20 protein-coding genes, 1 tRNA gene and 1 pseudogene are annotated in these 24,442 nt (G+C 63.7%); 16 read left to right on the plus strand and 6 right to left on the minus strand.

Annotated features, from left to right (window positions below):
• Both ACP5M5_RS04945 and ACP5M5_RS04950 read right to left on the minus strand, forming a co-directional pair.
• A tRNA-Pro gene (locus tag ACP5M5_RS04945) sits at window positions 1-59 on the minus strand.
• 73 nt (window positions 60-132) lie between these two features.
• Window positions 133-594: a CHRD domain-containing protein gene (locus ACP5M5_RS04950; protein ID WP_427935930.1), complete on the minus strand. Its 462-nt coding sequence runs from the start codon at window positions 592-594 to the stop codon at window positions 133-135.
• Between the two features lie 259 nt (window positions 595-853).
• Here ACP5M5_RS04950 and ACP5M5_RS04955 point away from each other — a divergent pair, with 259 nt between their 5' ends.
• The 6 genes from ACP5M5_RS04955 (at window position 854) to ACP5M5_RS04980 (ending at window position 7,173) form a co-directional block, all read left to right on the plus strand.
• A complete protein-coding gene (locus ACP5M5_RS04955; protein WP_427935931.1) occupies window positions 854-1,702 on the plus strand; it encodes an enoyl-CoA hydratase family protein in 849 nt (282 codons plus the stop codon).
• A 630-nt stretch (window positions 1,703-2,332) separates the two neighbouring features.
• Complete coding sequence (locus tag ACP5M5_RS04960) at window positions 2,333-3,388, plus strand: amino acid ABC transporter substrate-binding protein (protein WP_427935932.1); 1,056 nt, start codon at window positions 2,333-2,335, stop codon at window positions 3,386-3,388.
• A gap of 26 nt (window positions 3,389-3,414) precedes the next feature.
• Complete coding sequence (locus tag ACP5M5_RS04965; protein WP_427935934.1) at window positions 3,415-4,539, plus strand: amino acid ABC transporter permease; 1,125 nt, start codon at window positions 3,415-3,417, stop codon at window positions 4,537-4,539.
• Window positions 4,539-5,600: an amino acid ABC transporter permease gene (locus ACP5M5_RS04970; RefSeq protein WP_427935935.1), complete on the plus strand. Its 1,062-nt coding sequence runs from the start codon at window positions 4,539-4,541 to the stop codon at window positions 5,598-5,600. The genes ACP5M5_RS04965 and ACP5M5_RS04970 overlap by 1 nt, the downstream gene beginning before the upstream one ends.
• On the plus strand, window positions 5,597-6,358 hold the full coding sequence (locus tag ACP5M5_RS04975; RefSeq protein WP_427935937.1) for an amino acid ABC transporter ATP-binding protein: 762 nt from the start codon (window positions 5,597-5,599) through the stop codon (window positions 6,356-6,358). Before ACP5M5_RS04970 ends, ACP5M5_RS04975 begins: the two co-directional genes overlap by 4 nt.
• Before the next feature lie 83 nt (window positions 6,359-6,441).
• On the plus strand, window positions 6,442-7,173 hold the full coding sequence (locus ACP5M5_RS04980) for a Crp/Fnr family transcriptional regulator (protein ID WP_427935938.1): 732 nt from the start codon (window positions 6,442-6,444) through the stop codon (window positions 7,171-7,173).
• On the opposite strand, the gene ACP5M5_RS04985 is transcribed toward ACP5M5_RS04980, so the two are convergent.
• Window positions 7,174-7,665 carry an antibiotic biosynthesis monooxygenase family protein gene (locus tag ACP5M5_RS04985; protein WP_427935940.1) on the minus strand — a complete coding sequence of 164 codons (492 nt, stop codon included), beginning with the start codon at window positions 7,663-7,665 and terminating at the stop codon, window positions 7,174-7,176. It abuts the gene before it with no gap.
• A 234-nt stretch (window positions 7,666-7,899) separates the two neighbouring features.
• On the opposite strand from ACP5M5_RS04985, the gene ACP5M5_RS04990 reads away from it, so the two are divergent.
• Genes ACP5M5_RS04990 through ACP5M5_RS05005 form a run of 4 tightly spaced genes read left to right on the plus strand, consistent with a single transcriptional unit; the run spans window position 7,900 to window position 17,080 of the window.
• On the plus strand, window positions 7,900-9,168 hold the full coding sequence (locus ACP5M5_RS04990; RefSeq protein WP_427935941.1) for an efflux RND transporter periplasmic adaptor subunit: 1,269 nt from the start codon (window positions 7,900-7,902) through the stop codon (window positions 9,166-9,168).
• Window positions 9,169-9,186: 18 nt separating this feature from the next.
• Window positions 9,187-12,276 carry an efflux RND transporter permease subunit gene (locus tag ACP5M5_RS04995; RefSeq protein ID WP_427935942.1) on the plus strand — a complete coding sequence of 1,030 codons (3,090 nt, stop codon included), beginning with the start codon at window positions 9,187-9,189 and terminating at the stop codon, window positions 12,274-12,276.
• Entirely contained in the window at window positions 12,273-15,578 is a 3,306-nt protein-coding gene (locus ACP5M5_RS05000; protein WP_427935943.1) for an efflux RND transporter permease subunit, read from the plus strand. The genes ACP5M5_RS04995 and ACP5M5_RS05000 overlap by 4 nt, the downstream gene beginning before the upstream one ends.
• Window positions 15,575-17,080 carry an efflux transporter outer membrane subunit gene (locus ACP5M5_RS05005; RefSeq protein WP_427935944.1) on the plus strand — a complete coding sequence of 502 codons (1,506 nt, stop codon included), beginning with the start codon at window positions 15,575-15,577 and terminating at the stop codon, window positions 17,078-17,080. Before ACP5M5_RS05000 ends, ACP5M5_RS05005 begins: the two co-directional genes overlap by 4 nt.
• Before the next feature lie 88 nt (window positions 17,081-17,168).
• On the opposite strand, the gene ACP5M5_RS05010 is transcribed toward ACP5M5_RS05005, so the two are convergent.
• Entirely contained in the window at window positions 17,169-18,380 is a 1,212-nt protein-coding gene (locus ACP5M5_RS05010; protein WP_427935945.1) for an alpha/beta fold hydrolase, read from the minus strand.
• Window positions 18,381-18,775: 395 nt separating this feature from the next.
• Between ACP5M5_RS05010 and phaR the strand changes: the two genes are divergently transcribed.
• Both phaR and ACP5M5_RS05020 read left to right on the plus strand, forming a co-directional pair.
• Window positions 18,776-19,432, plus strand: coding sequence for a polyhydroxyalkanoate synthesis repressor PhaR (phaR, locus tag ACP5M5_RS05015; RefSeq protein WP_427935946.1), 657 nt, complete (start codon window positions 18,776-18,778; stop codon window positions 19,430-19,432).
• A 187-nt stretch (window positions 19,433-19,619) separates the two neighbouring features.
• Window positions 19,620-20,123: a helix-turn-helix domain-containing protein gene (locus ACP5M5_RS05020; RefSeq protein WP_427935947.1), complete on the plus strand. Its 504-nt coding sequence runs from the start codon at window positions 19,620-19,622 to the stop codon at window positions 20,121-20,123.
• Between the two features lie 28 nt (window positions 20,124-20,151).
• On the opposite strand, the pseudogene ACP5M5_RS05025 reads toward ACP5M5_RS05020, so the two are convergent.
• Both ACP5M5_RS05025 and ACP5M5_RS05030 read right to left on the minus strand, forming a co-directional pair.
• Window positions 20,152-20,235: pseudogene (locus ACP5M5_RS05025) on the minus strand (integrase core domain-containing protein); the annotation flags it as partial.
• Window positions 20,236-20,253: 18 nt separating this feature from the next.
• Complete coding sequence (locus ACP5M5_RS05030) at window positions 20,254-21,447, minus strand: hypothetical protein (RefSeq protein WP_427935949.1); 1,194 nt, start codon at window positions 21,445-21,447, stop codon at window positions 20,254-20,256.
• Between the two features lie 213 nt (window positions 21,448-21,660).
• Here ACP5M5_RS05030 and ACP5M5_RS05035 point away from each other — a divergent pair, with 213 nt between their 5' ends.
• From ACP5M5_RS05035 to ACP5M5_RS05050, 4 genes are all read left to right on the plus strand, one after another.
• Window positions 21,661-22,524 carry a transglycosylase SLT domain-containing protein gene (locus ACP5M5_RS05035; RefSeq protein WP_427935950.1) on the plus strand — a complete coding sequence of 288 codons (864 nt, stop codon included), beginning with the start codon at window positions 21,661-21,663 and terminating at the stop codon, window positions 22,522-22,524.
• A 177-nt stretch (window positions 22,525-22,701) separates the two neighbouring features.
• Entirely contained in the window at window positions 22,702-23,079 is a 378-nt protein-coding gene (locus tag ACP5M5_RS05040; RefSeq protein ID WP_427935951.1) for a DUF4280 domain-containing protein, read from the plus strand.
• Window positions 23,080-23,179: 100 nt separating this feature from the next.
• Window positions 23,180-23,926, plus strand: coding sequence for an SPOR domain-containing protein (locus ACP5M5_RS05045; protein ID WP_427935952.1), 747 nt, complete (start codon window positions 23,180-23,182; stop codon window positions 23,924-23,926).
• Window positions 23,923-24,432 carry a hypothetical protein gene (locus tag ACP5M5_RS05050; protein WP_427935953.1) on the plus strand — a complete coding sequence of 170 codons (510 nt, stop codon included), beginning with the start codon at window positions 23,923-23,925 and terminating at the stop codon, window positions 24,430-24,432. Before ACP5M5_RS05045 ends, ACP5M5_RS05050 begins: the two co-directional genes overlap by 4 nt.
• Window positions 24,433-24,442: the final 10 nt, after the last annotated feature.

Below are 24,442 nucleotides of genomic sequence, written 5' to 3' on the forward strand. Positions count from 1 at the left end.
GGCGGGATTTGAACCCACGACCCCCAGTCCCCCAGACTGATGCGCTACCAGGCTGCGCTACTGCCCGATCAAGCCGGCAAACGGCACTCCCCCTCTAGCAGCGCTGCCCTGTGGCCGCAACGCGTCTCGCGCTCACATCCCGCCGGGAACCACTTGGCCGCGGATTTCGCCGCCAGGATGATCCTTGGTGTGGACGTTGATATACCACTCACCCGCCATCAGCTCCTTGGCGTCAGCCTCGGAGAGTGTCGCCTCGCCGGTGATCGGGCCGGTGACGGCGCTGCCCTTCTTGCTCAGCCACAGCTTCACCCCGGCATTCTTGCCCGCCCCGGCAGGGCCATGGAAATGCGCCATCGTCACTTCACTGGAGAGATTCTCGTAGGTCACGTTCCAGGTCAGCTTGCGGCTCGCCGGATCATAGGTGAGATGCGCGACCCCGCTGCCTTTCGTCATGACCGGCGGCACCTGCTCGGCACCGCTGAGCTTGACGTCAAACGACATCGCCGCCGCTCGCGCGCGCCTAACCCCTTCGAGACCAACGCCAACCGCACCGATCATGCCAAAAAACGCCCGCCGAGACACTTCCTTCGCCATCGTGACCTCCATCCTAATCGGGTTCCGGGGCGGCGATGATGGCGCATCCGGGAGGCAAATGCCAGGGCTTGCACATGATGTAGGATTGCTGAGCAACAGGCCGAGCAACGCTTGACATCCCCGCGAGATCGCGCAAGTAATTGATTATCATGGAGAAATCAAAGAAGCGCCGCATCCACGCGCACCCGTTTCGCAGCGGCCCGGTTTTTCTCCGGCGCGCAGCAGAGTAGCACGCAGCCATAGCATAAGGTGATCCCCCATGGCCCTGAGCCACGACCGCAACACCATTGATTTCGCGCAGTATCAGCCACGCCATTTCCGCTGGGCGTTGCGGGATCGGGTAGCCACCATCACCCTCGATCGGCCAGAGCGCAAAAATCCGCTGACCTTCGAGTCCTACGCCGAACTCCGCGATACGTTTCGCGCGCTGCTTTACGCTGATGCGGTGAAAGCGGTGGTGATTACCGGCGCCGGTGGCAATTTTTGCTCCGGCGGCGATGTCCACGAGATCATTGGCCCGCTGGTTCGCATGCAGGAGGCGGGAGACATGCAGGGTCTCCTCGACTTCACCCGCATGACCGGCGATCTCGTCAAGGCGATGCGCGCCTGCCCGCAGGTGATCATCGCCGCGATCGACGGCGTCTGCGCCGGCGCAGGCGCGATCATTGCCATGGCCTCCGATCTTCGCCTCGGTACAGCGGCCAGCAAGGTCGCTTTTCTCTTCACCCGGGTCGGCCTCGCCGGCGCCGATATGGGGGCTTGTAATATCCTGCCGCGCCTCATCGGCGCCGGCCGCGCCGCCGAGCTGCTCTATACCGGCCGGGCGATGGACGGCGCCGAAGCCGAACGCTTCGGCTTCTTCAACCGCCTCGTCGCGCCCGAGGCCCTGGCGGCCGAGGCCGAGGCCCTCGCTGCGTCTCTTGCCGACGGGCCGAGTTTTGCCCACGCAATGACCAAGCGCTGTCTGCACCAGGAATGGAACATGGCGATCGACGAGGCGATCGAAGCGGAAGCACAGGCCCAGGCGATTTGCATGCAGACCAAGGATTTTGGCCGCGCCTATTACGCTTTCGTTGCCAAGCAGAAGCCGGTATTCGCCGGCAACTGACCGCAACCGCCTGATGCCCCCGGCAAAAAAAAGCGCCCGGCGCGAGGCCGGGCGTGAGGCTTGGTTTCCGAAATCCGACACGGGTGGGAAACCCGCATCGCTCACCGAGGGGTGACACCCTTTCTCTCGCCCCACCTGTCACGATGGGCGAAAAAGAGAAATGTCAGCGCGTCACTGGGAATGAACGCACCCCTCCCTCAGCCATTTCCATTCGGAGATGACTGATCCGTATGGGCCGCGGGGGCGCGGCCATAGCCTTGCAAGGCGACCTGATAGGTATGCGCCTTGCCAATCTGATGAATGCTCGCCCGTGTCGCCGGTTGGCTGGCATCAGCCGGATGGGCTTGAAGGACGGCGCCTCCGGAGAGCAACCCTAGGGAGACACAAAGCACGACGAATGCGCGTTTCATAGACAGTCTCCTCACTCTGAGGTTGGCCGGCCCGTGATTTCTCGTATCACGACCGGCTGCATAACCTATAATAACTTTTGTTATGACATGCAACGTGATTAACAGAAATTTGAACTAAGTTTCGCCGCGTGCTCCCAGCCGCACGGTGAGACTTGCGCGCCGCCCGCGAAACCAGGCAGGCTATGGGCGTCGTCGTCATGTTTCGCTCATGAGGTGCCCTATGCCGCCCGTCATTCCCCGCTGGCTCGGTCGCTTTGCGTTCGGCATGGTGCTGTGGCTCGCGCTTTTCGGTGTTCTTTCCTTTGCCCCGGCGCGGGCGGCGGGCTCGGGCTCGCCGACCCTGGATGCGGTGCGCGCCCGCGGTGTGCTCGTCTGCGGCGTTGCTGGCAATGCCGCCGGCTTTTCGCTCCCCGATAGCCAAGGGGTGATGCAGGGGATCGACGCTGAGGGGTGCCGCGCCATCGCCGCCGCCGTGCTCGGTGATCAACACAGGGTGAAATTCGTCCCGACCACCACCGAAAACCGTTTCACCGCCCTGCAATCTGGCGAGATCGACGTCCTCGTGCGCGAAACCACCTGGACGCTTGGGCGCGAGGCGAGCCTCGGTCTCGAATTCGGGGTCATCAATTTCTATGATGGCACTGGCTTCATGGTGAAAAAATCCTCGGGCGTGACCTCGGCTCGCGATCTCGACGGCGCCACCATCTGCGTCGAACCGGGCACCTCGACCGAGCTTGCGATTGCCGATTATTTCCGCGTCAACAATATGAAATACACGCCGGTCGAGATCCAGGATCTCCAGGAAATCCACAATGCCTTTCTCTCTGGGCGTTGTGACGCCTATTCCACCGACAGTTCGGCGCTCGCCGGATTTCGCTTCACGCAAGGCGCACACGCCGAGGATTTCCTCCTCCTCCCCGAGCTGATCAGCAAAGAGCCGCTTGGCCCGATGGTGCGCAAGGGCGATGACAAATGGTTCGACATCGTGCGCTGGGTGTCATTTGCGCAAATCACCGGCGAGGAATATGGCGTTTCTTCGCGCAACGTCGATAGTTTCGCGAACACCGCCAATCCCGATATCCGTCGCCTGCTCGGCCTCGAAGGGGGCCTCGGCAAAGCCCTCGGCCTCGATGATAAATGGGCCTATGATATCCTGAAGCAGGTTGGCAATACCGGCGAGGTGTGGAACAGAACGATGGCGCCGCTCGGTCTGCCGCGGGGATTGAACGGGCTTTGGAATCGCGGCGGGTTGCTGTTCGCGCCACCGATCCGCTGACCAAAATGCGCCGCCCGTCGTTCCGCATGCCGTCGCTCCGTTGGCAGGCGTTGGGATGGCAGGCGCTGGCGTTGGCCGCGGTCGCGCTGGTGATTGCGACGTTCACGAAAAACGCGAGCCAGCACCTCGCCGCCCGCCATATCGCGACCGGATTCGGTTTTCTCCAGCAGGCAGCCCCGATCCCGATCGGCGAATCCTTGCTGTCCTACACGCCCTCGGTCAGCAGCTATGGCCGTGCGATCGTCATCGGTATTCTCAATACTTTAAAAGTCTCGATCCCGGGCTGTCTGCTCGCAACCTTGCTCGGCACCCTGATCGGGATCGCGCGGCTTTCGCCGATCCCACTGCTTGCGCGGCTTGCGGCGCTCTATGTCGAGACCTTGCGTGACTTGCCGCTCTTGCTGCAATTGCTGTTTTGGTATGGCGTATTTCAAACTTTGCCGGCGCCGCGCCAATCCCTTAAGCCGTTCCCCGGGATATTCCTCTCCAATCGGGGCCTTCGTCTTCCCGCTCTCGTCTGGCAAAGCGGGTTCGGTGTGATTTTGCTCGCGGCCTGCGCCGGCCTCGTGCTCGCCCTCATACTCGCCCGCCGGACCGCCCTTAGCCCGCATCCGGCGCGTAGGTTTGCCGCCTTTCTTCCTATTCCGCTGCTCCCTGCCTTGGCCTTCGCCGTCTTGCGTCCCGCCGTTGTTATCGAATGGCCGGCGCTGCATGGCTTTAATTTCCACGGCGGCATGATGGTCAGTCCGGAATATGCCGCCCTCGCGACAGGCCTCGTGCTCTATACGGCAAGCTATGTTGCGGAAATCGTCCGCGGTGGCTTGATGTCGGTTGCTCGCGGCCAATGGGAGGCGGGGGCGGCGCTCGGGCTTTCGCGCGCCGCGGCGCTGCGTCTGATCGTTTTGCCGCAGGCACTCCGCCTCATCATTCCGCCGATGACCAGCCAATATCTCAACCTCGTCAAGAATTCCTCGCTCGCCGTCGCGATCGGCTATCAGGATCTGGTTTCGATCGCCGATACCGCGCTCAATCAGACCGGCCAGGCGATCGAGGGCATCGGCCTGATCATGGCGGTCTATCTCACCATCAGCCTCGGCATCAGCCTTGCGATGAATCTCTACAACGCGCGGCTTGCGCGGCGGACACGCTGATGGCGCGCCGTCTTATCTCGCCGCTCGTGACCCTCGTGCTGGCGCTCGTTCTTGCTGACATAGCCTGGCATTTTTTCTCCTGGGCGGTGCTGCACGCGATCTGGCGCCTGCCCGCAAACGCCGCCCAGGCGCCCGATACCGATCTCTGCCGCGCCGCGATCGGCCATGGCGCCTGCTGGGCGGTGATCGGCGAGAAATACCGTTTCATCTTGTTCGGGTTTTACCCGTACAGCGAGCAATGGCGGCCGGCGCTCGCCATCGTCTGTTTCGTCGCGCTGTTCGGGGTTTCCCTGATGCCACGATTCTGGCGGCCGTCGCTGATTTTGCTGTGGATCGCCCTGCTGTCCGTGGTCGGCATTCTGATGTGGGGTGGGGTGTTCGGCCTTGCCTTCGTCGCCGCCGATCAATGGGGCGGGTTGCCGATCACGCTCATTCTTGCAACGTTTGGCCTTGCCGCTGCATTTCCGCTCGCCGTTCTGGTCGCGCTGGCGCGGCGCGCCGAAGGGCTGCCGGTGATCCGCCTGCTCGCGGTGGCTTATGTCGAGCTGGTCCGCGGCGTCCCCTTGATCAGCCTCCTTTTCATGGCGAGCGTGATGCTGCCATTGTTTTTGCCAACCGGATGGGACATCGACAAGCTGCTACGCGCTCAGCTCGCCTTCGTGCTCTTCGCCGGCGCCTATCTCGCCGAGGTCGTGCGCGCCGGCCTTGCCGCCCTGCCGCGCGGTCAATACGAAGCCGCCGCGGCGCTCGGCCTCTCTTATTGGCAGCAGACGCGCCTGGTCGTGCTACCGCAGGCGCTGCGCCAGGTCATTCCAATGCTGGTCAACACCTTTATCGGATTCTTCAAGGATACGTCTCTGGTTTTGATCATCGGCATTTTCGATCTGATGACCACCGGGCGCACCGCGACCCTCGAGCCCGCCTGGCAGGGGTTCGGCAACGAGGTCTATCTGCTGCTCGCCGCGATCTATTTCGGATTTTGCTTCACCATGGCGCGTATCAGCCGCACGCTCGAGCGCCGCCTCGCGACACCGCATCACGAGATCGAGGAGCCGGCATGAGCCCTTCTTCCACCGCCGCGGCGCCTGCCATCCTCATGGAGGCGGTAGAAAAATGGTATGGCCGCATGCATGTGCTGCGGGGCATTTCGCTCGCCGTCGCCGCCGGCGAGCGGATCGTCATTTGCGGCCCTTCGGGCTCGGGCAAATCGACCCTGATCCGCTGCATCAATCGTCTCGAACGCCATGAGAAAGGCCGCATCCTCGTCGAGGGGCGAGAACTCTCCGATGAGCCCCGCACCCTCGCCTGGATCCGGCGCGAGGTCGGCATGGTATTCCAGTCTTTCAATCTCTTTCCTCACCTCACTGTGCTCGAGAATTGCACCCTGGCCCCGATCCGCGTGCGTGGCCTCGCGCGCGTCGAGGCCGAAGCCCGCGCCATGGAATATCTGACGCGCGTGCGCATTCCCGAACAGGCGCGTAAATATCCGCCCCAGCTCTCCGGCGGCCAGCAGCAACGTGTCGCCATCGCCCGGGCGCTCTGCATGCAGCCGAAAATCATGCTGTTTGATGAGCCGACCTCAGCACTCGATCCCGAAATGGTCCGCGAAGTGCTCGACGTCATGATCGAACTCGCCGAAAGCGGCATGACCATGCTGTGCGTCACCCATGAAATGGGGTTTGCTCGCCGCGTTGCCGACCGCATCCTGTTCATGGACCAGGGCGAGATCGTCGAAACTGGCCCGCCGGAGACGATTTTCAACCGACCGCGCTCGGAACGGCTGCGGATTTTTCTCGATCAGATTCTGCATCAGACCTGAGTTTTTCGGCCCGTGATTGATCTGGATCATGGCGCGGCGGCGCGGCTGGCCTTTAGCGTCGCAGCGTGGCAAAAATCGTATTCATGAAGGATCGTCAGCCAGCGGCGCAGCAGGCCGGGCGCCCGATGGTGCGCGGGGTTAGCCTGCGCGGCGGGGCGAGCGGCGGCCCGGTCCCACTCCTCGATGCCGCTGAGCGCGAGGCGCTGGCCGCCATCGGCACGGTCGTCCGTTTTCCGCGTGGTGCCATCCTCCACGACGAGGGCGAAAAAATCTCGTCGATTTTCAACATCACAGAAGGGGTCGTAAAAACCTACCGGATGACCGAGGATGGCCGGCGCCACGTCCTCGCTTTCCTGTTTCCTGGCGATCTCGTCGGGCTTTATGAGGAGCATCGCTATCTCAATACCGCCGAAGCGGTGACCCCGGTCACTGCCTATCGCCTGCCGGTCGCGGCGTTGGAGAAGCTTCTCGAGCGCGACCCGGCGCTCAATTTGGCGTTCCTCAGCAAGGCTTGCCATGATCTCCGCCAGACCCAGCGCCACGAAATCATGCTCGCGCGTCGCGAAGCGCGCCAGCGTTTGCTGATGTTTCTCGACACGCTGGTGCCGCAAGCGAGCGCCATCGCCGGCAACCCGCAAGGGGCGATCCTCTCGCTGCCGATGCGGCGGGTGGAGATCGCCGATTATCTCGGGCTGTCCCCCGAAGCCGTCAGCCGCGGCTTGCACGCGCTGGTGCGCGAGGGGAAACTCCGGCTGCATGGGCTGCACCAGATCGAAGTGCTCGATCGCGGCGATCTTGCGGCGCTGACCGGCTGATCAGCGTCGTGGCGCCTCGTCGCGCCGTTTCGGCCCGTAATCGCGCAGCACCTCGACCATCTGCCCCTCTCGCGCCGCCATCGCCGCCACCGGATACAGCCCGACCCGATGGCCGGGACGGTAGAGGCTTTCGAACGCATCACCCCCCGGCGCGAGTTCGTGCCCCGGCTCGGCCATGGCCAGCCCGAGCGAACGCGACCCAGGCGCCGCCGCGAGCCGGCCGACCCGCAGGCGATAATCGCTGAAAATCTCCCACCGTCCCCGCATTTGCGCCGCTTGGTGATCGTCCTGTTCGCGCCAGGTGATGAGCGGTGCCTCGGTCTCCCAGACCAACAGCGACAACAGCCAGCCCGGCCGCGCCAGCGCCGCAAAGCGCTCGACCGAGCGGAAGCCGGCGATACCCTCGAGCACCCCACGCAGCGACGCCGCCAGCGCGAGATAGCTCTCCTGCTGCGTCGGGGCCGGCAGCACTTCGAAAATCACCACGAACATGGCGCCTCCTTTGTTACATTACGACACATGAACGAGACGCACCCGCAATCCCGCCATGATAATGTGCTGTCGTTGACTCGCAAAAGCTTGCCGGTTAGCAGAGCCTGATGACCGAACCGTTCGGTCTGATTGCTTCCGCCAGCGGTGGCGAAATCTTGGCATGCCTCGCATGAGGGACATGTTAGAAGCGCTGATGCCACGCTTTATCCGGGATCGATAGAACAGACCGCGACCATGGACCAAAATCTCAGCGAAACCGAGACCAAAGCGGACCAGACGCGCGCCGACGCCCCCCGGCGGGTCGCGCCCGACATCGCCCCGCACGAGCCGATCACGCGCCCCCCGGCGACGCGGCGCGGGCTGCGGCGCGGGCTTGTTCTGGCGCTTTTTCTGTTCGCCGTCGGGCTTGGCGCGTGGTGGAAACTCGGGCCCGGCGCGGCCCATCACGCCGCCCCCCGCCCCGCCGGCCCGCTCGCTCAGCCGGTGCGCGAAGCCACGGCGATCGCCGGTGATTTCCCGGTCGAACTCGTCGAACTCGGCACCGTAACCCCGGTTTATACGGTCACGGTCATTTCGCAGATTGCCGGCTATTTGATGGATGTCGAGTTCAAGGAGGGCGACATCGTCCAGCAGGGCCAGGAGATCGCACTCGTCGATCCTCGCCCCTACCAGGTGCTGCTCGAACAATATGAGGGCCAGCTCGCCGCTGATCAGGCGACGCTCGGCCAAGCGCGCATGGATCTCGAGCGCTATCACGCCCTCAACCGGCAGGATTCGATCGCCCGGCAGACCTATGAAGATCAGGTCTTCGTGGTGAAACAATATGAAGGCAAGGTGAAGCTCGATCAGGCGCAAATCGATAACGCTAAGCTTGATCTGATTTATTGTCACATCGTCGCCCCGATCACCGGGCGGATCGGGCTTCGCCTCGTCGATCCCGGCAATTTCGTACAGCCGAATAGCGCGACCGGCATCGCGGTGATCGCGCAAGTAGAACCCATCACCGTCATCTTCACTCTGCCCGAGGATAATGTGCCGGCGGTGCTCAGCGAACTCAAAAAACAGGGCAAGCTCAAGGTCGCCGCGTTCGACCGCAGCGATAGCGCCCATCTCGCCGATGGCACCGTCTATGCCATCGACAGCGAGATCAACACCTCGACCGGCATGGTCAATCTCCGTGCCATGTTCGACAATAAGAATGAGGAACTCTTCGCTAATCAGTTCGTCAACGCCCATCTTCTCGTCAACACCCTCCATGGCGCGACCATCGTGCCGCATGCCGCGGTACTCACCGGGATGCCGGGCAACTATGTCTATGTCATCAACCCGGATGACACGGTCAGCGCCCGCACCGTCACCATCGGCCCCACGAACAAGGACGAAACCGTGATCACCTCTGGCCTGAAGCCGGGCGAGCATGTCGTCGTGGATGGCGCGGATCGGCTGCGCGACGGCAGCAAGGTGAAAATCGTCGCGCCGCCGACCGCGCCCCCCGCGCCCTGAGATCCCGGGTCCGCTCCGGTGAATCCCTCACGCCTCTTCATCCTGCGTCCGGTCGCAACAACGCTATTGATGATCGCGATCATGCTCGCCGGTCTGGTTGCTTTCGGCTTCTTGCCGGTCTCGGCGCTGCCCGAGGTCGATTACCCGACCATCGAGGTGCAAACCTTCTATCCCGGCGCCAGCCCCGAGGTGATGACCACTTCGGTCACCGCGCCGCTCGAAGAACAGCTCGGCCAGATGCCGGGGCTCAATCAGATGCTCTCGGTCAACTCTGCCGGCGCCTCGATGATCACCCTGCAGTTCAATCTGTCGCTCGGCCTCGATATCGCTGAGGAGGAAGTGCAGGCGGCGATCAATGCCGCGAATAATCTTCTGCCCGCCGATCTCCCGGCGCCGCCGATCTATGCCAAGGTCAACCCGGCCGACGCGCCCATCCTTACGCTTGCGCTGACATCGAAAACCCTGCCGCTGATCAAGCTCGAGGATCTCGCCGAAACCAGGCTCGCGCAGAAGCTTTCGGAAGTGTCTGGCGTCGGCCTCGTCACCATCAGCGGTGGCCATCGCCCGGCGGTCAGGGTGCAGATCAACCCGGTGGCGATGGCCGGCTACGGTCTTAATATCGACGATCTCCGCACCACCATCACCAATATCAACATCAACCTCGCCAAAGGCGGGTTTGACGGCCCGGCCCGTGCCAGCACGATCAATGCCAACGACCAGTTGACGACCGCTGAGGACTATCGGCACGCCGTGGTCGCCTATCGCGCTGGCGCACCGGTTTATCTCTCGGACATCGCAACCGTGATCGACGGCGCGGAAAACGACAAGCTTGCCGCCTGGATGAACCGCGAGCCGGCGATCGTGCTCAATATCCAGCGCCAGCCCGGCGCCAATGTCATCGCCACCGTCAATCGCGTCAAAGCGCTGCTCCCCGATCTCAAAATGACCCTGCCGGCTGCGGTCGATATCGCCGTTCTTGCGGACCGCACGACCAGCATCCGCGCCTCGGTCCGTGATGTCGAGGTGGAGCTCGCGCTCGCCGTCGTCCTGGTCGTTTTGGTGATCTATGTGTTTCTCCAAAGCGTGGCGGCAACCGTGATCCCGAGTCTCGCGGTGCCGCTCTCGCTGGTCGGCACCTTCGGGTTCATGTATCTTGCCGGCTTCAGTCTCGATAATCTCTCGCTGATGTCGCTCACTATCGCGACGGGTTTCGTCGTCGACGACGCCATCGTGATGATCGAAAACGTCTCGCGCTTCATCGAAGCCGGTGAGACGCCACTGGCGGCGGCGCTCAAGGGATCGCAGCAGATCGGCTTTACCATCGTCTCGCTCACCGTCTCGCTGATCGCGGTCTTGATCCCGCTTTTATTCATGGGCGATGTTGTCGGGCGGTTGTTTCATGAATTCGCGATTACACTCGCGGTTACGATTATCATCTCCGCTTTCGTCTCGCTCACGCTCGTGCCGATGCTGTGCAATCGCCTGCTCCGCCGGCGCCCGGAAACGAGCGGCAAGGGCGGCGGGTTTTTTGCCACGTTGCAGCGATTTTATGACCGCCTTCTTGGCGGCGTGCTTCGCCATCAGACCGTGACATTGCTGGTCGCGCTCGCCACTCTGGCGCTCACCGCAGCGCTCTATATCTTCATTCCGAAGGGGTTTTTCCCGCTGCAGGACACCGGATTGATCCAAGGCCTCTCGGAGGCGCCGGGGAATATATCGTTCTCGGCGATGGCCGCGCATCAACAGGCGCTGGCCGAGGCAATCCTGGCCGATCATGATGTCCTGAGCCTCGCCTCGTTTATCGGCGTCGACGGCACGAACACCACCCTCAACCGCGGCCGCTTCCTGATCACGCTCCGCCCGCCGGATCAGCGGCAATTGGGGGTGCGGGATATCATCCGCCGTCTGCAGCAGGAAACGGCGAACGTCACCGGCATCACGCTCTATATGCAGCCGGCGCAAGATCTCACCATCGATAGCGCGATCAGCGCGACACAATATCAATTTGTGCTCGAAAATCCCGATCCCGCGTTGCTCTCGCTCTGGGTGCCACGGCTGGTCGAGCGGCTCCGGCGCTCGCGCGCGCTCGCCGACGTGGTCAGCGATATGCAAAATGGCGGCCGCGCCGTGCAGGTCGAGATCGACCGCGCCACTGCTGCTCGCTTCGGTGTCACGCCGGCGACCATCGACAATGCGCTATACGATGCTTTCGGCCAGCGCATCGTCTCCACTATTTTTACTCAATCGAATCAATATCGGGTGATCATGGAGGTCGCACCCGAAGCCCAACAATCCCTGGCCGATCTTGGCAAGATCTATCTTCCCTCCGCGACCGCGACCACCGGCGAGGTGCCGCTCTCGGCGATCGCAACGATCAGCGAGCGCCCGGCGCCATTGCAGATCGATCATCTGAGCCAGTTCCCGGCCAGTTTCATCTCCTTCAACCTCGCCGAAGGAGCCTCGCTCGGCGCGGCGGTCGGTGACATCAAAGACGCGGTCAAGGAAATTGGCCTGCCCGGGAGTTTCATGCTCCGCTTTCAGGGGGCGACGCTGGCTTTCAATGCCGCGCTCGGCAATGATCTTTTGCTGCTGCTCGCGGCCGTCATCACGATGTATATCGTGCTCGGGGTTCTCTATGAGAGTTTCATCCATCCGGTGACGATTCTTTCCACCCTGCCGTCGGCGGGGATCGGCGCTCTTCTTGCGCTGATGGTCGCGGGCAAGGATCTCGATGTCATCGGGATCATCGGGATCGTGCTCTTGATCGGCATCGTCAAGAAAAACGCCATCATGATAGTCGATTTCGCGTTGCAGGCCGAGCGCGAGGGCGGGCTTTCGCCACGGCTCGCCATCCGCCAAGCGGCGCTACTCCGGCTGCGTCCGATCCTGATGACCACGATGGCGGCCATTCTCGGCGCCCTGCCCTTGATGTTCGCGCACGGCACTGGCGCTGAACTCCGCCGCCCGCTCGGTCTTGCGATCGTCGGGGGCCTGATCGTGAGCCAGGTTTTGACGCTATTCACGACGCCGGTGATTTATCTCTTCTTCGACCGCCTGATCCACCCGCGCCGTGCCCGCGATCAAGCAACCCCAGAGCCGGCGCCATGAACATCTCGGCGCTCTTCATTCGCCGTCCGGTGGCAACGACGCTGCTCACCCTCGCGATCGTGCTTGCCGGCATTCTCGGCTATTTCAAATTGCCGGTGGCGCCCCTGCCGGAGGTCGACTTTCCGGTGATCCTGGTGCAGGCGACCCTGCCCGGGGCCAGCCCCCAGACCGTCGCCAGCAGCGTTGCAGCCCCACTCGAGAAACATCTCGGCCAGATCGCCGACATCGACGAAATGACGTCTCAGAGTTTTACCAGCACCACGCGGGTTGTGCTGCAATTCGGTCTCGACCGCAACATCGATGGCGCGGCGCGTGATGTCGAGGCCGGGCTCAACGCCGCTCATGCCGACCTGCCGACCCAGCTTCGTCTCAATCCCGTCTACCACAAGATCAATCCCGCCGACGCGCCCATTCTGGTCATCGCCCTGACGTCGAAAACCCGCAAGCCCGGGCAAATTTTCGATGCCGCGGCCAATATCGTCCAGCAGCGGCTTTCTGAACTGAGCGGCATCGGCGAAGTCGATGTCGCGGGTGCGGCGCTGCCTTCGGTGCGTGTCGAACTCGACCCCGATCCGCTCGCGGCTTACGGCATCGGCCTTGAGGATATTCGCGCGGCACTCGCATCCGCGAATGCCGACAGCCCCAAGGGCGCGATTGAGATCGGCCCGAAACGCTATCAGGTCTATACCAACGATCAGGCGCTGCGCGCCGCCGATTACCGGCCGCTGGTCATCGCTTATCGCAACAACGCGCCGGTCTTTCTCACCGATGTCGGAGCGGTCGAGGATTCCGTCGAGGATTTGCGCAACGCGGCTCTCGCCAATGGCCAGCCGGCGGTGCTGGTCATCGTCTATCGCCAGCCTGGCGCCAATATCATCGAGGCGGTCGATTCGGTGCGCGGCGCCCTTCCCGCACTGCAGGCGGCTCTCCCTTCCGACATCGATGTCACCCTGATCGCCGACCGCACGCCGACGATTCGCGCCTCGCTGCAAGACACACAAGCCGCACTTCTCATCGCGTTGGCGCTGGTCATTGGCGTCGTCTTCGTCTTTCTCCGCGACCCCCGCGCCGCCCTGATCCCGAGCGTCGTCGTGCCAGTCTCGATCATCGGCACGTTCGGGATCATGTATCTTTTCGGCTACAGCCTCGATAATCTCTCGCTGATGGCGCTCACGATCGCGACCGGATTCGTTGTCGATGACGCGATCGTGGTGCTCGAGAATATCAGCCGCCATATCGAGGCCGGCATGTCACGCCGGGAAGCCGCCTTGCTAGGGGCGCGTGAGGTCGGGTTCACGGTGCTTTCCATCAGCGTGTCTCTGGTCGCGGTATTTTTGCCTATCCTGCTCATGGGTGGACTGGTTGGGCGTCTGTTTCGCGAGTTCGCGGTGACGCTGTCGCTATCGATCATCGTCTCACTGATCGTATCATTGACGACGACACCGATGCTCTGCGCGCAATTTCTGCGTAACCATCACAAGCAGGGCCGCATCGGGCATGCAACCGAGGCGGTGTTCGAGGCCGCCCTTGACGCCTATCGCCGCACGCTGGCTATAGCGCTTCGCCATCCCGCCCTCATGCTGATCTCTTTGTTTATGACGATCGCTTTTAATTTTTACCTCTTCACGGTCGTCCCCAAGGGCTTTTTCCCGCAGCAGGATACCGGCCGGCTGATCGGCACCCTCGTCGGCGATCAAACCATTTCGTTTCAGGCGATGCGCGACAAGATGGTGCAGTTCATGTCCATCGTCCGTGCCGATCCGGCGGTCGAGAACATCGCCGGCTTCACCGGCGGGCGACAGACCAATTCCGGGTTCTTCTTCGTCGCCCTCAAGCCGCGGGCCGCACGTCACGCTTCCGCCGATCAAGTCATCGCGCGGCTGCGCGGCAAACTCGCGCGCGTCGCCGGCGCGCAGCTCTATTTGCAGGTGGTGCAGGATATCCGCGCCGGCGGCCGCCAAAGCAACGCGCAATATCAATTCACCCTCCAGGATATCGATCCCGACGAGCTTTACGTCTGGACCCAGAAATTGACCGCGGCACTGGAGAAAAACCCAGCCCTTGCCGATGTCAGCTCTGATCAGCAGCAGGCGGGGAGCGAAACCTATTTGGAGATCGACCGCAAGACCGCGGCACGTTTCGCCCTCTTCCAAAGCACGATCGATCAGAATCTCTATGATGCGTTTGGCCAGAGGCAGGTCTCGACGATCTACAACCCACTCAATCAGTATCACGTGGTGATGGAGGTGGCGCCGCGCTTCTGGCAGGACCGTACGGAGTTGCCGCGTTTCTATATCAGCCCCGTCGGCTCCTTCCCGAACGGCACATCGCTCACCAATGCGGTGATCGGCACCGTCACCACGCCGCATGGGCGCATCGCCAATTCGCCGCTGTTTGTCGCGGGATCAAATTTCGATCCAACGCTCGCCGGGCGAGATGCCGCCGCCGCCATCGCCACCAACGCCGCTCGCAACAGCCTCAACAACGCCATCGCCAATACCGGTGGCCATGCCGGCTCAACCGGTGCTGCGGTCAGCACGGCGCGCGAAAACATGGTGCCGCTTGCCGCCGTCGCGCATATGGTGGTGGGGAAAACGCCTGTCGTTGTCAATCATCAGGGGCAATTCGTCGCGACCACCATCTCGTTCAATCTGCCGCTCGGGCGTTCGCTGGGCGGCGCGGTGCAGGCGATTGAGAGTACTATGCGCGATCTCGGTATGCCGGCCTCGATTCATGGCAGCTTCGCCGGCACAGCCCGCATCTTTCAGCAATCACTGCGCTATGAGCCGGTATTGATCCTGGCAGCACTCGCCGCCGTTTATATCGTTCTCGGCATGCTCTATGAAAGCTATGTCCATCCGCTCACCATTCTTTCAACGCTTCCTTCCGCCGGAGTCGGTGCCATTCTCGCCTTGATGCTGACCGGACAGCAATTTACCATCATCGCCTTGATTGGCGTGATCCTGCTCATCGGCATTGTCAAAAAAAATGCGATCATGATGATCGATTTCGCGCTCGAGGCCGAGCGGAGCCGTGGGCTCGATCCGCGTGCCGCAATTGCCGAGGCCTGCGCGCTGCGCTTTCGCCCGATCATGATGACCACCTTCGCTGCCATCCTCGGCGCCCTGCCGCTGGCGATCGGCGGCGGTGATGGCGCCGAACTCCGTGCCCCGCTCGGGATTTCGATCATCGGTGGCCTGTTGGTCAGCCAAATCTTGACGCTGTATACGACACCGATCGTCTATCTCGCGCTCGATCGGCTGCGCCTCAGTGTTTTGCGCCGCCGGCGGAGCGCGGCATGAAACCCGCGGTGATTTTTCTTGCGGTACTCGGGCTCGGCGGCTGCATGATCGGGCCGGATTACAAGCGGCCGTCGGCGCCGGTTGCGGTTTCCTACAAGGAATTGGCGGGCTGGCAACCGGCGATGCCGCAGGATGAGCATGACCGCGGGGCCTGGTGGCTGATCTATCATGACCCGCTTCTCGATCAGCTCGAACGCCAGATCGACATTTCCAACTACACGCTCAAGCAAGCGGAGGCGAATTACCGCAATGCGCAGGCGATCGTGCAGGAGGCGCAGGCAAATTTGGTTCCGGTTTTGAACGCGACCGGCAATTTCCAGCGCACCGGGATCGGCGGCGGCAGCCACAGCGTCGTTACCGCCGGCAATGGCGTCGCGGTCTCCGGTGCTTCCGGGTTCGTCGGCAATCAATATACCCTGCAGGGAAATGGGAGCTGGGATCTCGATGTCTGGGGCGAGATCCGGCGCCAAATCGCAAGTGATGTGGATCTTGCGCAATATAGCGCGGCCGAAGTCGCCGATGCCCGACTTTCGGCGCAAGCGGCGCTCGCGACCGCTTATTTCAATTTGCGCGCAGAAGATTCGCTTGCCACTGTTTATGAAAACAACGTCAAGCAATTCGCTGATGCGCTGCGTATCACCGAAAATGAATATCATGCCGGCTATGTCGCGCGCGGCGATGTTCTCACGGCGCAGACGGAATTGCAGACGACACAGGCGCAGCTCATCGCGGTCGGCGTTGCCCGTGCGCAATATGAACACGCGATCGCGGTTTTGATCGGCAAGCCGCCGGCGGATCTCAGCATCGCCCCTGGCGCGCTGCCCAATGATGTGCCGGTGGTGCCGCCCTCGCTCCCCTCGACATTGCTCCAGCGCCGCCCCGATATCGCCGCCGCCGAGCGCCAGATGGCGGCAGAGAATGAGCTGATCGGCGTCGCCCTCGCCGCTTTCTTTCCGCAAATCAGCCTCAGCAGCTTTTACGGCTATTCTGCCCCGCAAATCGCGAATCTGATTGCGCTGCCGAACCGCCTCTGGGGGCTGGGCGCGGCGTTCAATGCGCCGATTTTCGAGGGCGGCGCGCAGATCGCCGCCGTGGTCGCCGCGCGCGCCAATTATGACGCGGCGGTCGCCAATTATCGCCAGACGGTGCTGACCGCCTTTCAACAAGTGGAAGATGAATTGGCAGCTCTGCGTATCCTGGCACAGGAGAAAACCGAGCAGGATGTCGCGGTGAAATCGGCGCAAGACAACGTCGCCTTCGCGATCAATGAATATAAAGCAGGGACGGTGATCTACACCACGGTGCTCACCGATCAGGAACTCGAACTCAGCGATGAGGTCACCGATGTCGCCATCCAGCAGAGCCGCATGGTCGCCTCAGTCGCCCTCGTCGAGGCGCTTGGGGGCGGCTTCACGAGTGATGATCTGCCAGGCACGACGGCGATTCGTGGCCTGGATTTTTATCGCCCGGCGAATGTCGTCGGCAGTAACGCCGCGGAATAGCGCATCGCGGTAAAATGCCCGGACCCTATGAATCGCGAAGGCGGGGGTGTTACGCGGCCGGCCTGCCCGCGTTGGCGGGTGCCGCGGGTCAGACCTCGCGCAGCCAGCTGAGCATCGGGCGCCAGAGAACGGTTTCGGCATTGGTGCCGGCGATCATGCCGATATGGCCGGCCTGCGGGGTGATCAGGGTGGCTTCGGGAACGAGGGTCGCGAGCGGGCGGGCGCTGGCCGGCGGCACCAGCCGGTCGCGGGTCGGCGCGGCGACGAGGGTGGGCAGGCGGAGGGTAGCGGGATCGACGGGAAGGCCCGCGACGAGCCAATTGCCGCGGGCCGGCGTATTGTCGCCATACCAACCGCCGAGGGCTTCGCGCGCCACCGGCGCGGCGAGCGGCACGCCGTCGTTCAGCCAGTCCTCGAGCGCGACGAAGCGGCGGGCGCGTGTGCTCTCCGGGTCGAGGGTCGCGAAAGCGCGATATTTGCGGCCGACACCATAGGGATCGACGAGCGCAAATAGGGTTTGTAGCCAGTCGATCGGAAGCGCGTGGCCGAGGGCGAAGGCCGGTTCCATGAGCGGCAGCAGGCGGGCGAGGGCGGCGGCGCGGGCGGGATCGACGGCGTGGAAATCCCAGGGGGTTGCAAGCAAAGCGAGGGCGCGCAGGCGGCGTGGCTCGCGCAGTGCCGCCGCGAGGGCGAGCAGCCCGCCCATGCAATAGCCGACCAGGATGGGTTTTTCCGCAACCGCGCCAAGCGCGCGATCCAGCCGCCCGGCGATATAGTCGGTGAGGGTGAAGCGCCGTTCGCGCTCGCCGGGCCAGCCCCAATCGAGCAGCAAAGGGTGGAAGCCGGCAGCGGCGAGGAAGCGAACCAGCGAGGCGCCTTCGTCGAGATCGAGGATATGACCGCGATTGATGAGGCTCGGGATAAAGAGGAGGGGTGGCCCCTCGCCGCCGTAATCGAGCAGGCGGGTTTCGCCCTCGCTCCAGATCGCCGGCGGGTCGGGGAGGGTGCGGCGCCAGGGATGGCGGCGATAGGCGGCGATGCCAGCGATGAGGGCGCGATCCTCGGCGAGAGTGGCCGCGAAGACGGTGCGGGCGAAGGCGTCAGGATCGCCGCTTGCGTGCGCGAGGCGGGCGAGATCGGGGTTTCGGCGCGGGTTCCAGCCGGGCCAGGCGCCGTTCGAGAGCGGCAAGCCGGCGATAGAGGCGCTCGATCTCAGCATCGCGAGGGTCAGATGGAGCAGCAGCGGCCGCGGCCCGCGGCGGTGAAGCGGCGCCGGCGACGCCATTGTGGAATGGCTCATGGTGTCGTGGCCTGGGCTCGCGTGGCCCCGGCTCGCGCGGCATCGCCTGAATGGCGCTGGCCAACACGCCGGCCCAGAGGGCAGCGAGGGCTTGCCAGGCTTCCTGCATCTCGCGGTCGGCGACGAGCGCCGAGATCTCGCTTTGCCAAAGCGTGATCCAGTCTTGCGCGAGGGCGGCGAGGTCGGGCGTCTCGTTTCCGGCGCCGCCGGCCGGGCTCTCCCCGTCCGGCGGCGTGCCGGGCGCTCGGGCGGTGCTCATGTCTCATCCATTTACCATTCTCGCCTCGTCATCCGATTCTCCGCCGGCGACCCAAGCCGCGGCGAGAAAATTTGCCTCTCCTCGCGGAGGCGGGCAGAGTGCCGGAAATAACGCGCCGCAACATAAGGAACGATCGATGTCAGAGCCAGAGCCGCCGCGCACCGACGAGACGCCCGCCGCCGCCCTTGTGATCAAGAAATACGCCAATCGGCGCCTCTATAATACCGAGAGTTCGAGCTATATCACGCTCGACACGCTTGCCGACATGGTGCGCGGCGGGCGGGATTTCGTGGTCTATGACGCCAAAACCGGCGACGACATCACCCGTTCGGTGCTCACCCAGATCATCGTCGATGAGGAAAACAAGGGCCGGGCGCTGCTGCCGACCGGGTTTCTGCGGCAGCTCATCGGGCTTTATGGCGAGGGTTTCCAAGGACTTCTGCCGAGTTATCTCGAACAGGCGATGGCAAGCTTCGCCGCCCAGCAGCAGCAGATGCGGCGGGCGATGCAGCAGACGGTTGGCACGCTATTTCCCGGGGTGGAGGAGATGAGCCGGCGCAACCTCGCGATGATGGAGCAGGCGATGAGTTTTTTCTCGCCGTTCCAGAGGGCGCGGGAGCATCAGGGCGAGGCGGCCGAGGCAGCGGCCGAGCGCGACCATGAAATCGCCGTGCTGCGGGCCGAGATCGCGGCGCTCAGGGCCGAGCTTGCGCGTCGCGGGGCGGGGACGGCCGAAAAAACGCCTAAGGCACCCCAACCAGGGGGCGAAAAATCCGGCGACAAACCCGGCTGAATAGTGGATTTCGGGGAGAAAACCACGGTGATGCAATGGTAGGACGTTAATATATCGTTTTTCCTTTGACGATCTTTCGGAAAAATGCCATATTCGCGTATGGAGAGACGGTCGCAGGGCATGACCCAGTGACCTGAAGATGCGAGAAACCGCAGTTTTCCCGTTTTCGATCGTCGTGGAGGCCGCTATGTCCGACCGTGAAGCCATCCCCCCCCGCTATGACGCGTCAGACGACGAAAGCGAGGAATCGATGCCGCTGGTTCGGCTGCGCGCGACCGATTTCACGGGCGTGGCGCCTCGCGAAGGTCGCGGCGCCAGCCGCGCCAGTCTCGCCGATCGTCATGTCGGGGCGCGCATCCGCGAACGCCGCACCATGCTCGGCCTTTCGCAGCAGCAGCTGGCCCAGATGATCGGGGTGACCTATCAGCAGGCGCATAAATATGAACGCGGCTTCAACCGCATCTCGGCGGGGCGGCTCTATGACATCGCGGTGGTGCTCGGGGTGCCGATCGCGTGGTTCTTCGAGGGGCTGGCGCCGGACGAGGAGACCCAAGCGGCGACCCCGCGCCAGCGCATGTGTCTCGAGCTTGCCCGCAATTTCGCCGCGATCGACAATCTCAAGCATCAAGAAGCGCTGAGTAACATGGCCCGCGCCCTCGCGGCCCAGTCAGCCGCGATGCACGGGCGCTAGTGTCCTGTCCCTGACATGCTTTGGCATCTCGGGTGCCGAGCGATGAGTGTGGCCTGACGTTGTTGTCGTCGTAGCGCCACAAGGCCAGCTTGCGGCGGGCATCGCGCAGGCTCAGTCAATAGGGACTCAGTTAATAATCGACCGCTACGTTTTTCGCTTGTTCGTTAAGATTCTCGAAGAAGCGATACATGCGCACGGCATAAGCCTCCCATTGGTTCCAGGCCAACGGATTCTGCCGGGCGCGGAACTCGAAGATGATGCCGGGTTTGGGGCCGGACGGGGTTGGGATTACGTCGGTGCGCTGGCCGAGGCCGCCGAGGCCGCGCAGGCGATGGCCGACCCCGGCGGTATCGCGATAGATCGGGTTGTTGACGGGATGGAGCGCGCCGATCTTATGCGCCGCGGCGGTGAGCAGGTCGCGGCCGCGGGTCATCTCCAGAAGCCAGGCCCGGCGCGTGATGGGAAGCGTGACGCGCTGCCCCGGCCCGAGCTGGTTCTGGTCGGAGATCTCGTAGCCGATCAGCGGCTGGTTGGGATCGGCGCCGCCACCGAAGCCGGCGACATTGGCCATCACCGTGGTGCAGATGTAACTGACCCAGTGAAGAGGGTTTTGCCGATAATGATCGCGCTCGGCCTGCGGCAGGGTCGCGAAGATGCCGGCGAAATTCGTTCTCGCCATGACGACCATGAGATATTTGGCCGCCATTATCGGCGTATTCTGCGCCGGCGGGGTGCCGCGTTTGATATAGGTCGCGATCAGGCTCACGAGGCCGCGCAGCTTTGCGCTCGGGACGTGCCCCGGCCAGTTCGGATCCTGCAAAGCGGCGGGAGGCAGCCGGACGGAGGCGAAGACCCCCGCATAGTTCTGGGTCCAGGCACCGAAAAACTGAGTCGTCGCATTCCGGTTGGGGTTTGCGAGCACGCGTACGAGCTTGCGATAGCGGGTCAGGAGCACGCCCGCCGAAACCTGGGGAATGGCGCTGATGGGCTGGTTTTGCGTGTAGATCACGAAACGCGGGGTCGCCGGGATGTGGCCGGCGAAATCAGTGTTGCGGAGCTGGGCCTGCGCGCGCATCCCATTCATCCTGCTGACGAATGCCTCGAGGGCGCGCATACGCGCGCGGACGCTCCCTTCGCCTTGCGCATTCTCGTCCACGGGTTTGACGACGAACTCGATCTCGTGGCCGTCGATGGTCATGTCCCAGCCGGTAGTCCGCTTGAGGGTAAACCCCTTGGCGAAGAGCGGCGGCCTCGTCTGGCCAGGTGGGATCGGTGCGTCTTTGTAGATTTGCCAGTTGGTTGCGAACTCGAACCCGACGGCCATGGCCGGTCCCTCCTCGTTCTGCGTCGTGCTTTGCAGATCTTCGTCGTATTGCCTGCATTCCTTCGGCCGTGGCACCGCGCCGGCGCTTTTCGATCGCGGCAAGTCAATACCACGAAAGGTTGAATGTGTCGACGCGCATCTCTATGGTCAGCTGAGGCGGGACTGGCGGTGCGCCGCGCTTTGTGGCCGCGGTGCGTAAGAGGGGTGCACGGCATGATGGTGCCCGGAGGGTTGAAGCGCGGCGCAATCGGCACACCGCAGCACCGGGCCGCGGCACGCGCGATGGGAGGCGTCGTTACGGCGTTGTGGCTACTGTTCGTTGCGCCGGCGCCGGCGCGGAGCCAGTCTGATTGCGATACCGCCATCATTACGGCTGAGCGTGAAGCGGCTCTGCCCAGCGGGCTGCTCGCGGCCATTGCCGTCAGGGAATCCGGCCGCCCGGGGCCGGGTGGCGTGCTCGCGCCGTGGCCATGGACGATCAATGCCGAAGGCAATGGGCGTTTTTTCGCCACCGAAAATGAGGCCATCGAGGCCGTGCAGGCTCTGGAAATGCGGGGCGTGCGCTCGATCGATGTCGGATGCCTGCAGGTCAATCTGCGACACCATGCCCACGCCTTCGCCTCGCTCGTGCAAGCCTTCGATCCGGCGGCCAATGCCGCTTACGCCGCCCGCTATCTGACCACATTGTTTGCCGAAACCGGGGATTGGCTGGCCGCCGCCGCCGCCTATCACTCACACACGCCAGCACTCGGCGCACCATACCGTCAAGCGGTGCTCGCGCTCTGGACCGACGGCTGGCCGCAGCGGGGCGGGCGATCGGTGTTGCACCCGTTCGCGCCTTTGCCGCTGGCGGGCGCGGCCGCGGAGGGGGTCGGCGCGGACGCCCTCGCACGCCTGATCGCAGCGACGCCGAATTGCGTTGCGGCGGGGCCGAGCGCCGGCGCCTGGGCGCCGCCAATGCGTGCGCCTGGGTGCGGCGGCTCGCCATTCGCCTCGGTGTGGTCGCTGCGGCGGGCCCTGGCCGGCGATGCGGCGCCAAGTCGCGAATTCCCGCCCCCGCCGAAAAACGGGTCATGAGCCCTGCAACCGCCATCGTTTTTGCCGACAATTCCGAATACAAACCGCTGGCGACTGATTTTTACTGTCTGAATTACTCTTTACGATAGAATTTCATCGACATACTTTACACTGGCCATCGTAATGGTGTATCGTTCGCATTGAAGAGATGCGGTAACGGGGGGGATGCCGGTTCAATTGACAAATGGTGCCGTACTGCAATGCAGCTTCGGTGCGGCCCCTGGGGCCTTGCAGGTCTTGCCGACCAACCGCGTCATGACCAATAGCGCCCCCGCGGCGACCATTATGGACCACGTCCCAATCGTCAATATTTCGTCATTCGGCATGTGTTCCAGCCCGGCCAATCCAACCGTTGCGGCCGCGACCGCGGCGGCGCTTGGCGTGCTCACGCCGATGCCATGCGTCCCGGCGACCGTGGCGCCGTGGCTGCCGGGCGTGCCGACGGTCCTCGTCGGCGCTCTGCCGGCGGTGGATAATACCTGCAAGCTCATGTGCTTGTGGGCGGGGGTCATTCAGGTCGCCGCGCCCGGCCAGTTCACGGTCATGACTCCCTGACGGTGGCGCGGCCGTGAGCTCTCACCCTCGATGTGTTCGCGTCCGCAGTGGCGCGAGGCCTTGTGCCCCTCGGTACGGCGATCGGCGGGCGGTGGTTTGAATGCGGGCCGCGATCCTCATCGTCTTTGCCAATATCAGCGCTTTTTCCCTGGGCGTGGTGATGGGTGTTTGGCTGCTGGCCGCGCATCCCGGCTGGATGGCCTCCACCCTGCCGACACCCCCCCTGCCGACACCGGCGCCGCGCGTATCCCCGTCCGCGCTCTCCGCGCCCGCGCCATCGCTGGCGCCTGATGCGGGCCTGGCCGGCGCTGAGGCGGCCGAACGGCCTGACGCCGCATCGCCGGCGCCGAACGCGCAAGCCGCGCCGCCCGCCCCCGCCGCTCTGCCCCTGACCGGCGCCGCGTCGAGCGCTATCCTGGCCGCCAATCAGGTGGCCGCGCCGAGCCCCCCGCCATCGGCGGCCCCGCCATCTACCATCCCGCCGCCAACCGCATCCGCGCCGCAGCCGAAAGCCGACACCGCTCCGCCCGCGCCCGGCACCCGTGCCGAGCGGCGCGCGCCACCTTCCGCCAAGGAAGCGACGCCGGCCGCAGCCGGCGCCGGCCGGAACAGCCGCTTTCTTTTGCAGGCCGGCGCCTTTCAGGATGAAGCCAATGCGACGCGGCTTGCGGCCGAACTCAATCGTTTCGGCTATAAAGCCACGATCACGCCGGCGACGTTCGGGGCCAGAACGCTGCTTCTGGTTCGCATCAATGGCTTCGGCGATCGCGCGGCGGTTGCCGAGACCGCGGCCGCGATCCAGAAGCGGATCGGGATTCCGGTGCTAATCGTGAGGGCGGCGCCATGATCGCGAGGTTTTTGGCGTCTTCGGGGGGGCGCTTTCGCGCCCGCGCCGGGCTTGGAAAGCGCTTGATGTTTGGCGGCCAATGCCTGGCACTTTCAGTTCTGGCCGGGTGTTCGACCCCGTCCTGGCTCTGTCTTGCCCCCTCCGGCCCGAGCCGGGTGACCCTCGTTGCCGATGCCGACGCCAATCGGACCTCGGCGGTGGCCGTCGACCTCCTTTTCATCTCCGATCCGCTCGCCGCCCAGCAGATCGCACCGCTCACGGCAGAAGCGTATTTCAGCCGGCGCGCGCAGTTGGAGCGGGATTTCCCGACAGGCCTCGTCATACGCTCGTGGGAAATCACGCCGGGACAGATTCTGCGGGATGCTGCCGTCCACCCCGATTGCAACCGGGTGCGTACGCTGCTGTTCGCCCGCTATGGTACGCCGGGCGATCACCGGCAGTCTCTCGGCGATGTCGGCAGCGTCGTGGTTTTTCTCAAGCGAGAGGATTTCTCGGTATCGCCATGATCAAAAAACC

This window comes from Acidibrevibacterium sp. (assembly GCF_049965395.1).
Taxonomy (GTDB): domain Bacteria; phylum Pseudomonadota; class Alphaproteobacteria; order Acetobacterales; family Acetobacteraceae; genus Acidibrevibacterium; species Acidibrevibacterium fodinaquatile.

What these genes read in the sequence shown, in the direction of transcription:
- ACP5M5_RS04950 (WP_427935930.1), bottom strand. Translation starts at nt 594, where the DNA reads ATGGCGAAGGAAGTGTCTCGGCGGGCGTTTTTTGGCATGATCGGTGCG.
- ACP5M5_RS04955 (WP_427935931.1), top strand. Translation starts at nt 854, where the DNA reads ATGGCCCTGAGCCACGACCGCAACACCATTGATTTCGCGCAGTATCAG.
- ACP5M5_RS04960 (WP_427935932.1), top strand. Translation starts at nt 2,333, where the DNA reads ATGCCGCCCGTCATTCCCCGCTGGCTCGGTCGCTTTGCGTTCGGCATG.
- ACP5M5_RS04965 (WP_427935934.1), top strand. Translation starts at nt 3,415, where the DNA reads ATGCCGTCGCTCCGTTGGCAGGCGTTGGGATGGCAGGCGCTGGCGTTG.
- ACP5M5_RS04970 (WP_427935935.1), top strand. Translation starts at nt 4,539, where the DNA reads ATGGCGCGCCGTCTTATCTCGCCGCTCGTGACCCTCGTGCTGGCGCTC.
- ACP5M5_RS04975 (WP_427935937.1), top strand. Translation starts at nt 5,597, where the DNA reads ATGAGCCCTTCTTCCACCGCCGCGGCGCCTGCCATCCTCATGGAGGCG.
- ACP5M5_RS04980 (WP_427935938.1), top strand. Translation starts at nt 6,442, where the DNA reads ATGAAGGATCGTCAGCCAGCGGCGCAGCAGGCCGGGCGCCCGATGGTG.
- ACP5M5_RS04985 (WP_427935940.1), bottom strand. Translation starts at nt 7,665, where the DNA reads ATGTTCGTGGTGATTTTCGAAGTGCTGCCGGCCCCGACGCAGCAGGAG.
- ACP5M5_RS04990 (WP_427935941.1), top strand. Translation starts at nt 7,900, where the DNA reads ATGGACCAAAATCTCAGCGAAACCGAGACCAAAGCGGACCAGACGCGC.
- ACP5M5_RS05000 (WP_427935943.1), top strand. Translation starts at nt 12,273, where the DNA reads ATGAACATCTCGGCGCTCTTCATTCGCCGTCCGGTGGCAACGACGCTG.
- ACP5M5_RS05005 (WP_427935944.1), top strand. Translation starts at nt 15,575, where the DNA reads ATGAAACCCGCGGTGATTTTTCTTGCGGTACTCGGGCTCGGCGGCTGC.
- ACP5M5_RS05010 (WP_427935945.1), bottom strand. Translation starts at nt 18,380, where the DNA reads ATGAGCCATTCCACAATGGCGTCGCCGGCGCCGCTTCACCGCCGCGGG.
- phaR (WP_427935946.1), top strand. Translation starts at nt 18,776, where the DNA reads ATGTCAGAGCCAGAGCCGCCGCGCACCGACGAGACGCCCGCCGCCGCC.
- ACP5M5_RS05020 (WP_427935947.1), top strand. Translation starts at nt 19,620, where the DNA reads ATGTCCGACCGTGAAGCCATCCCCCCCCGCTATGACGCGTCAGACGAC.
- ACP5M5_RS05030 (WP_427935949.1), bottom strand. Translation starts at nt 21,447, where the DNA reads ATGGCCGTCGGGTTCGAGTTCGCAACCAACTGGCAAATCTACAAAGAC.
- ACP5M5_RS05035 (WP_427935950.1), top strand. Translation starts at nt 21,661, where the DNA reads ATGATGGTGCCCGGAGGGTTGAAGCGCGGCGCAATCGGCACACCGCAG.
- ACP5M5_RS05045 (WP_427935952.1), top strand. Translation starts at nt 23,180, where the DNA reads ATGCGGGCCGCGATCCTCATCGTCTTTGCCAATATCAGCGCTTTTTCC.
- ACP5M5_RS05050 (WP_427935953.1), top strand. Translation starts at nt 23,923, where the DNA reads ATGATCGCGAGGTTTTTGGCGTCTTCGGGGGGGCGCTTTCGCGCCCGC.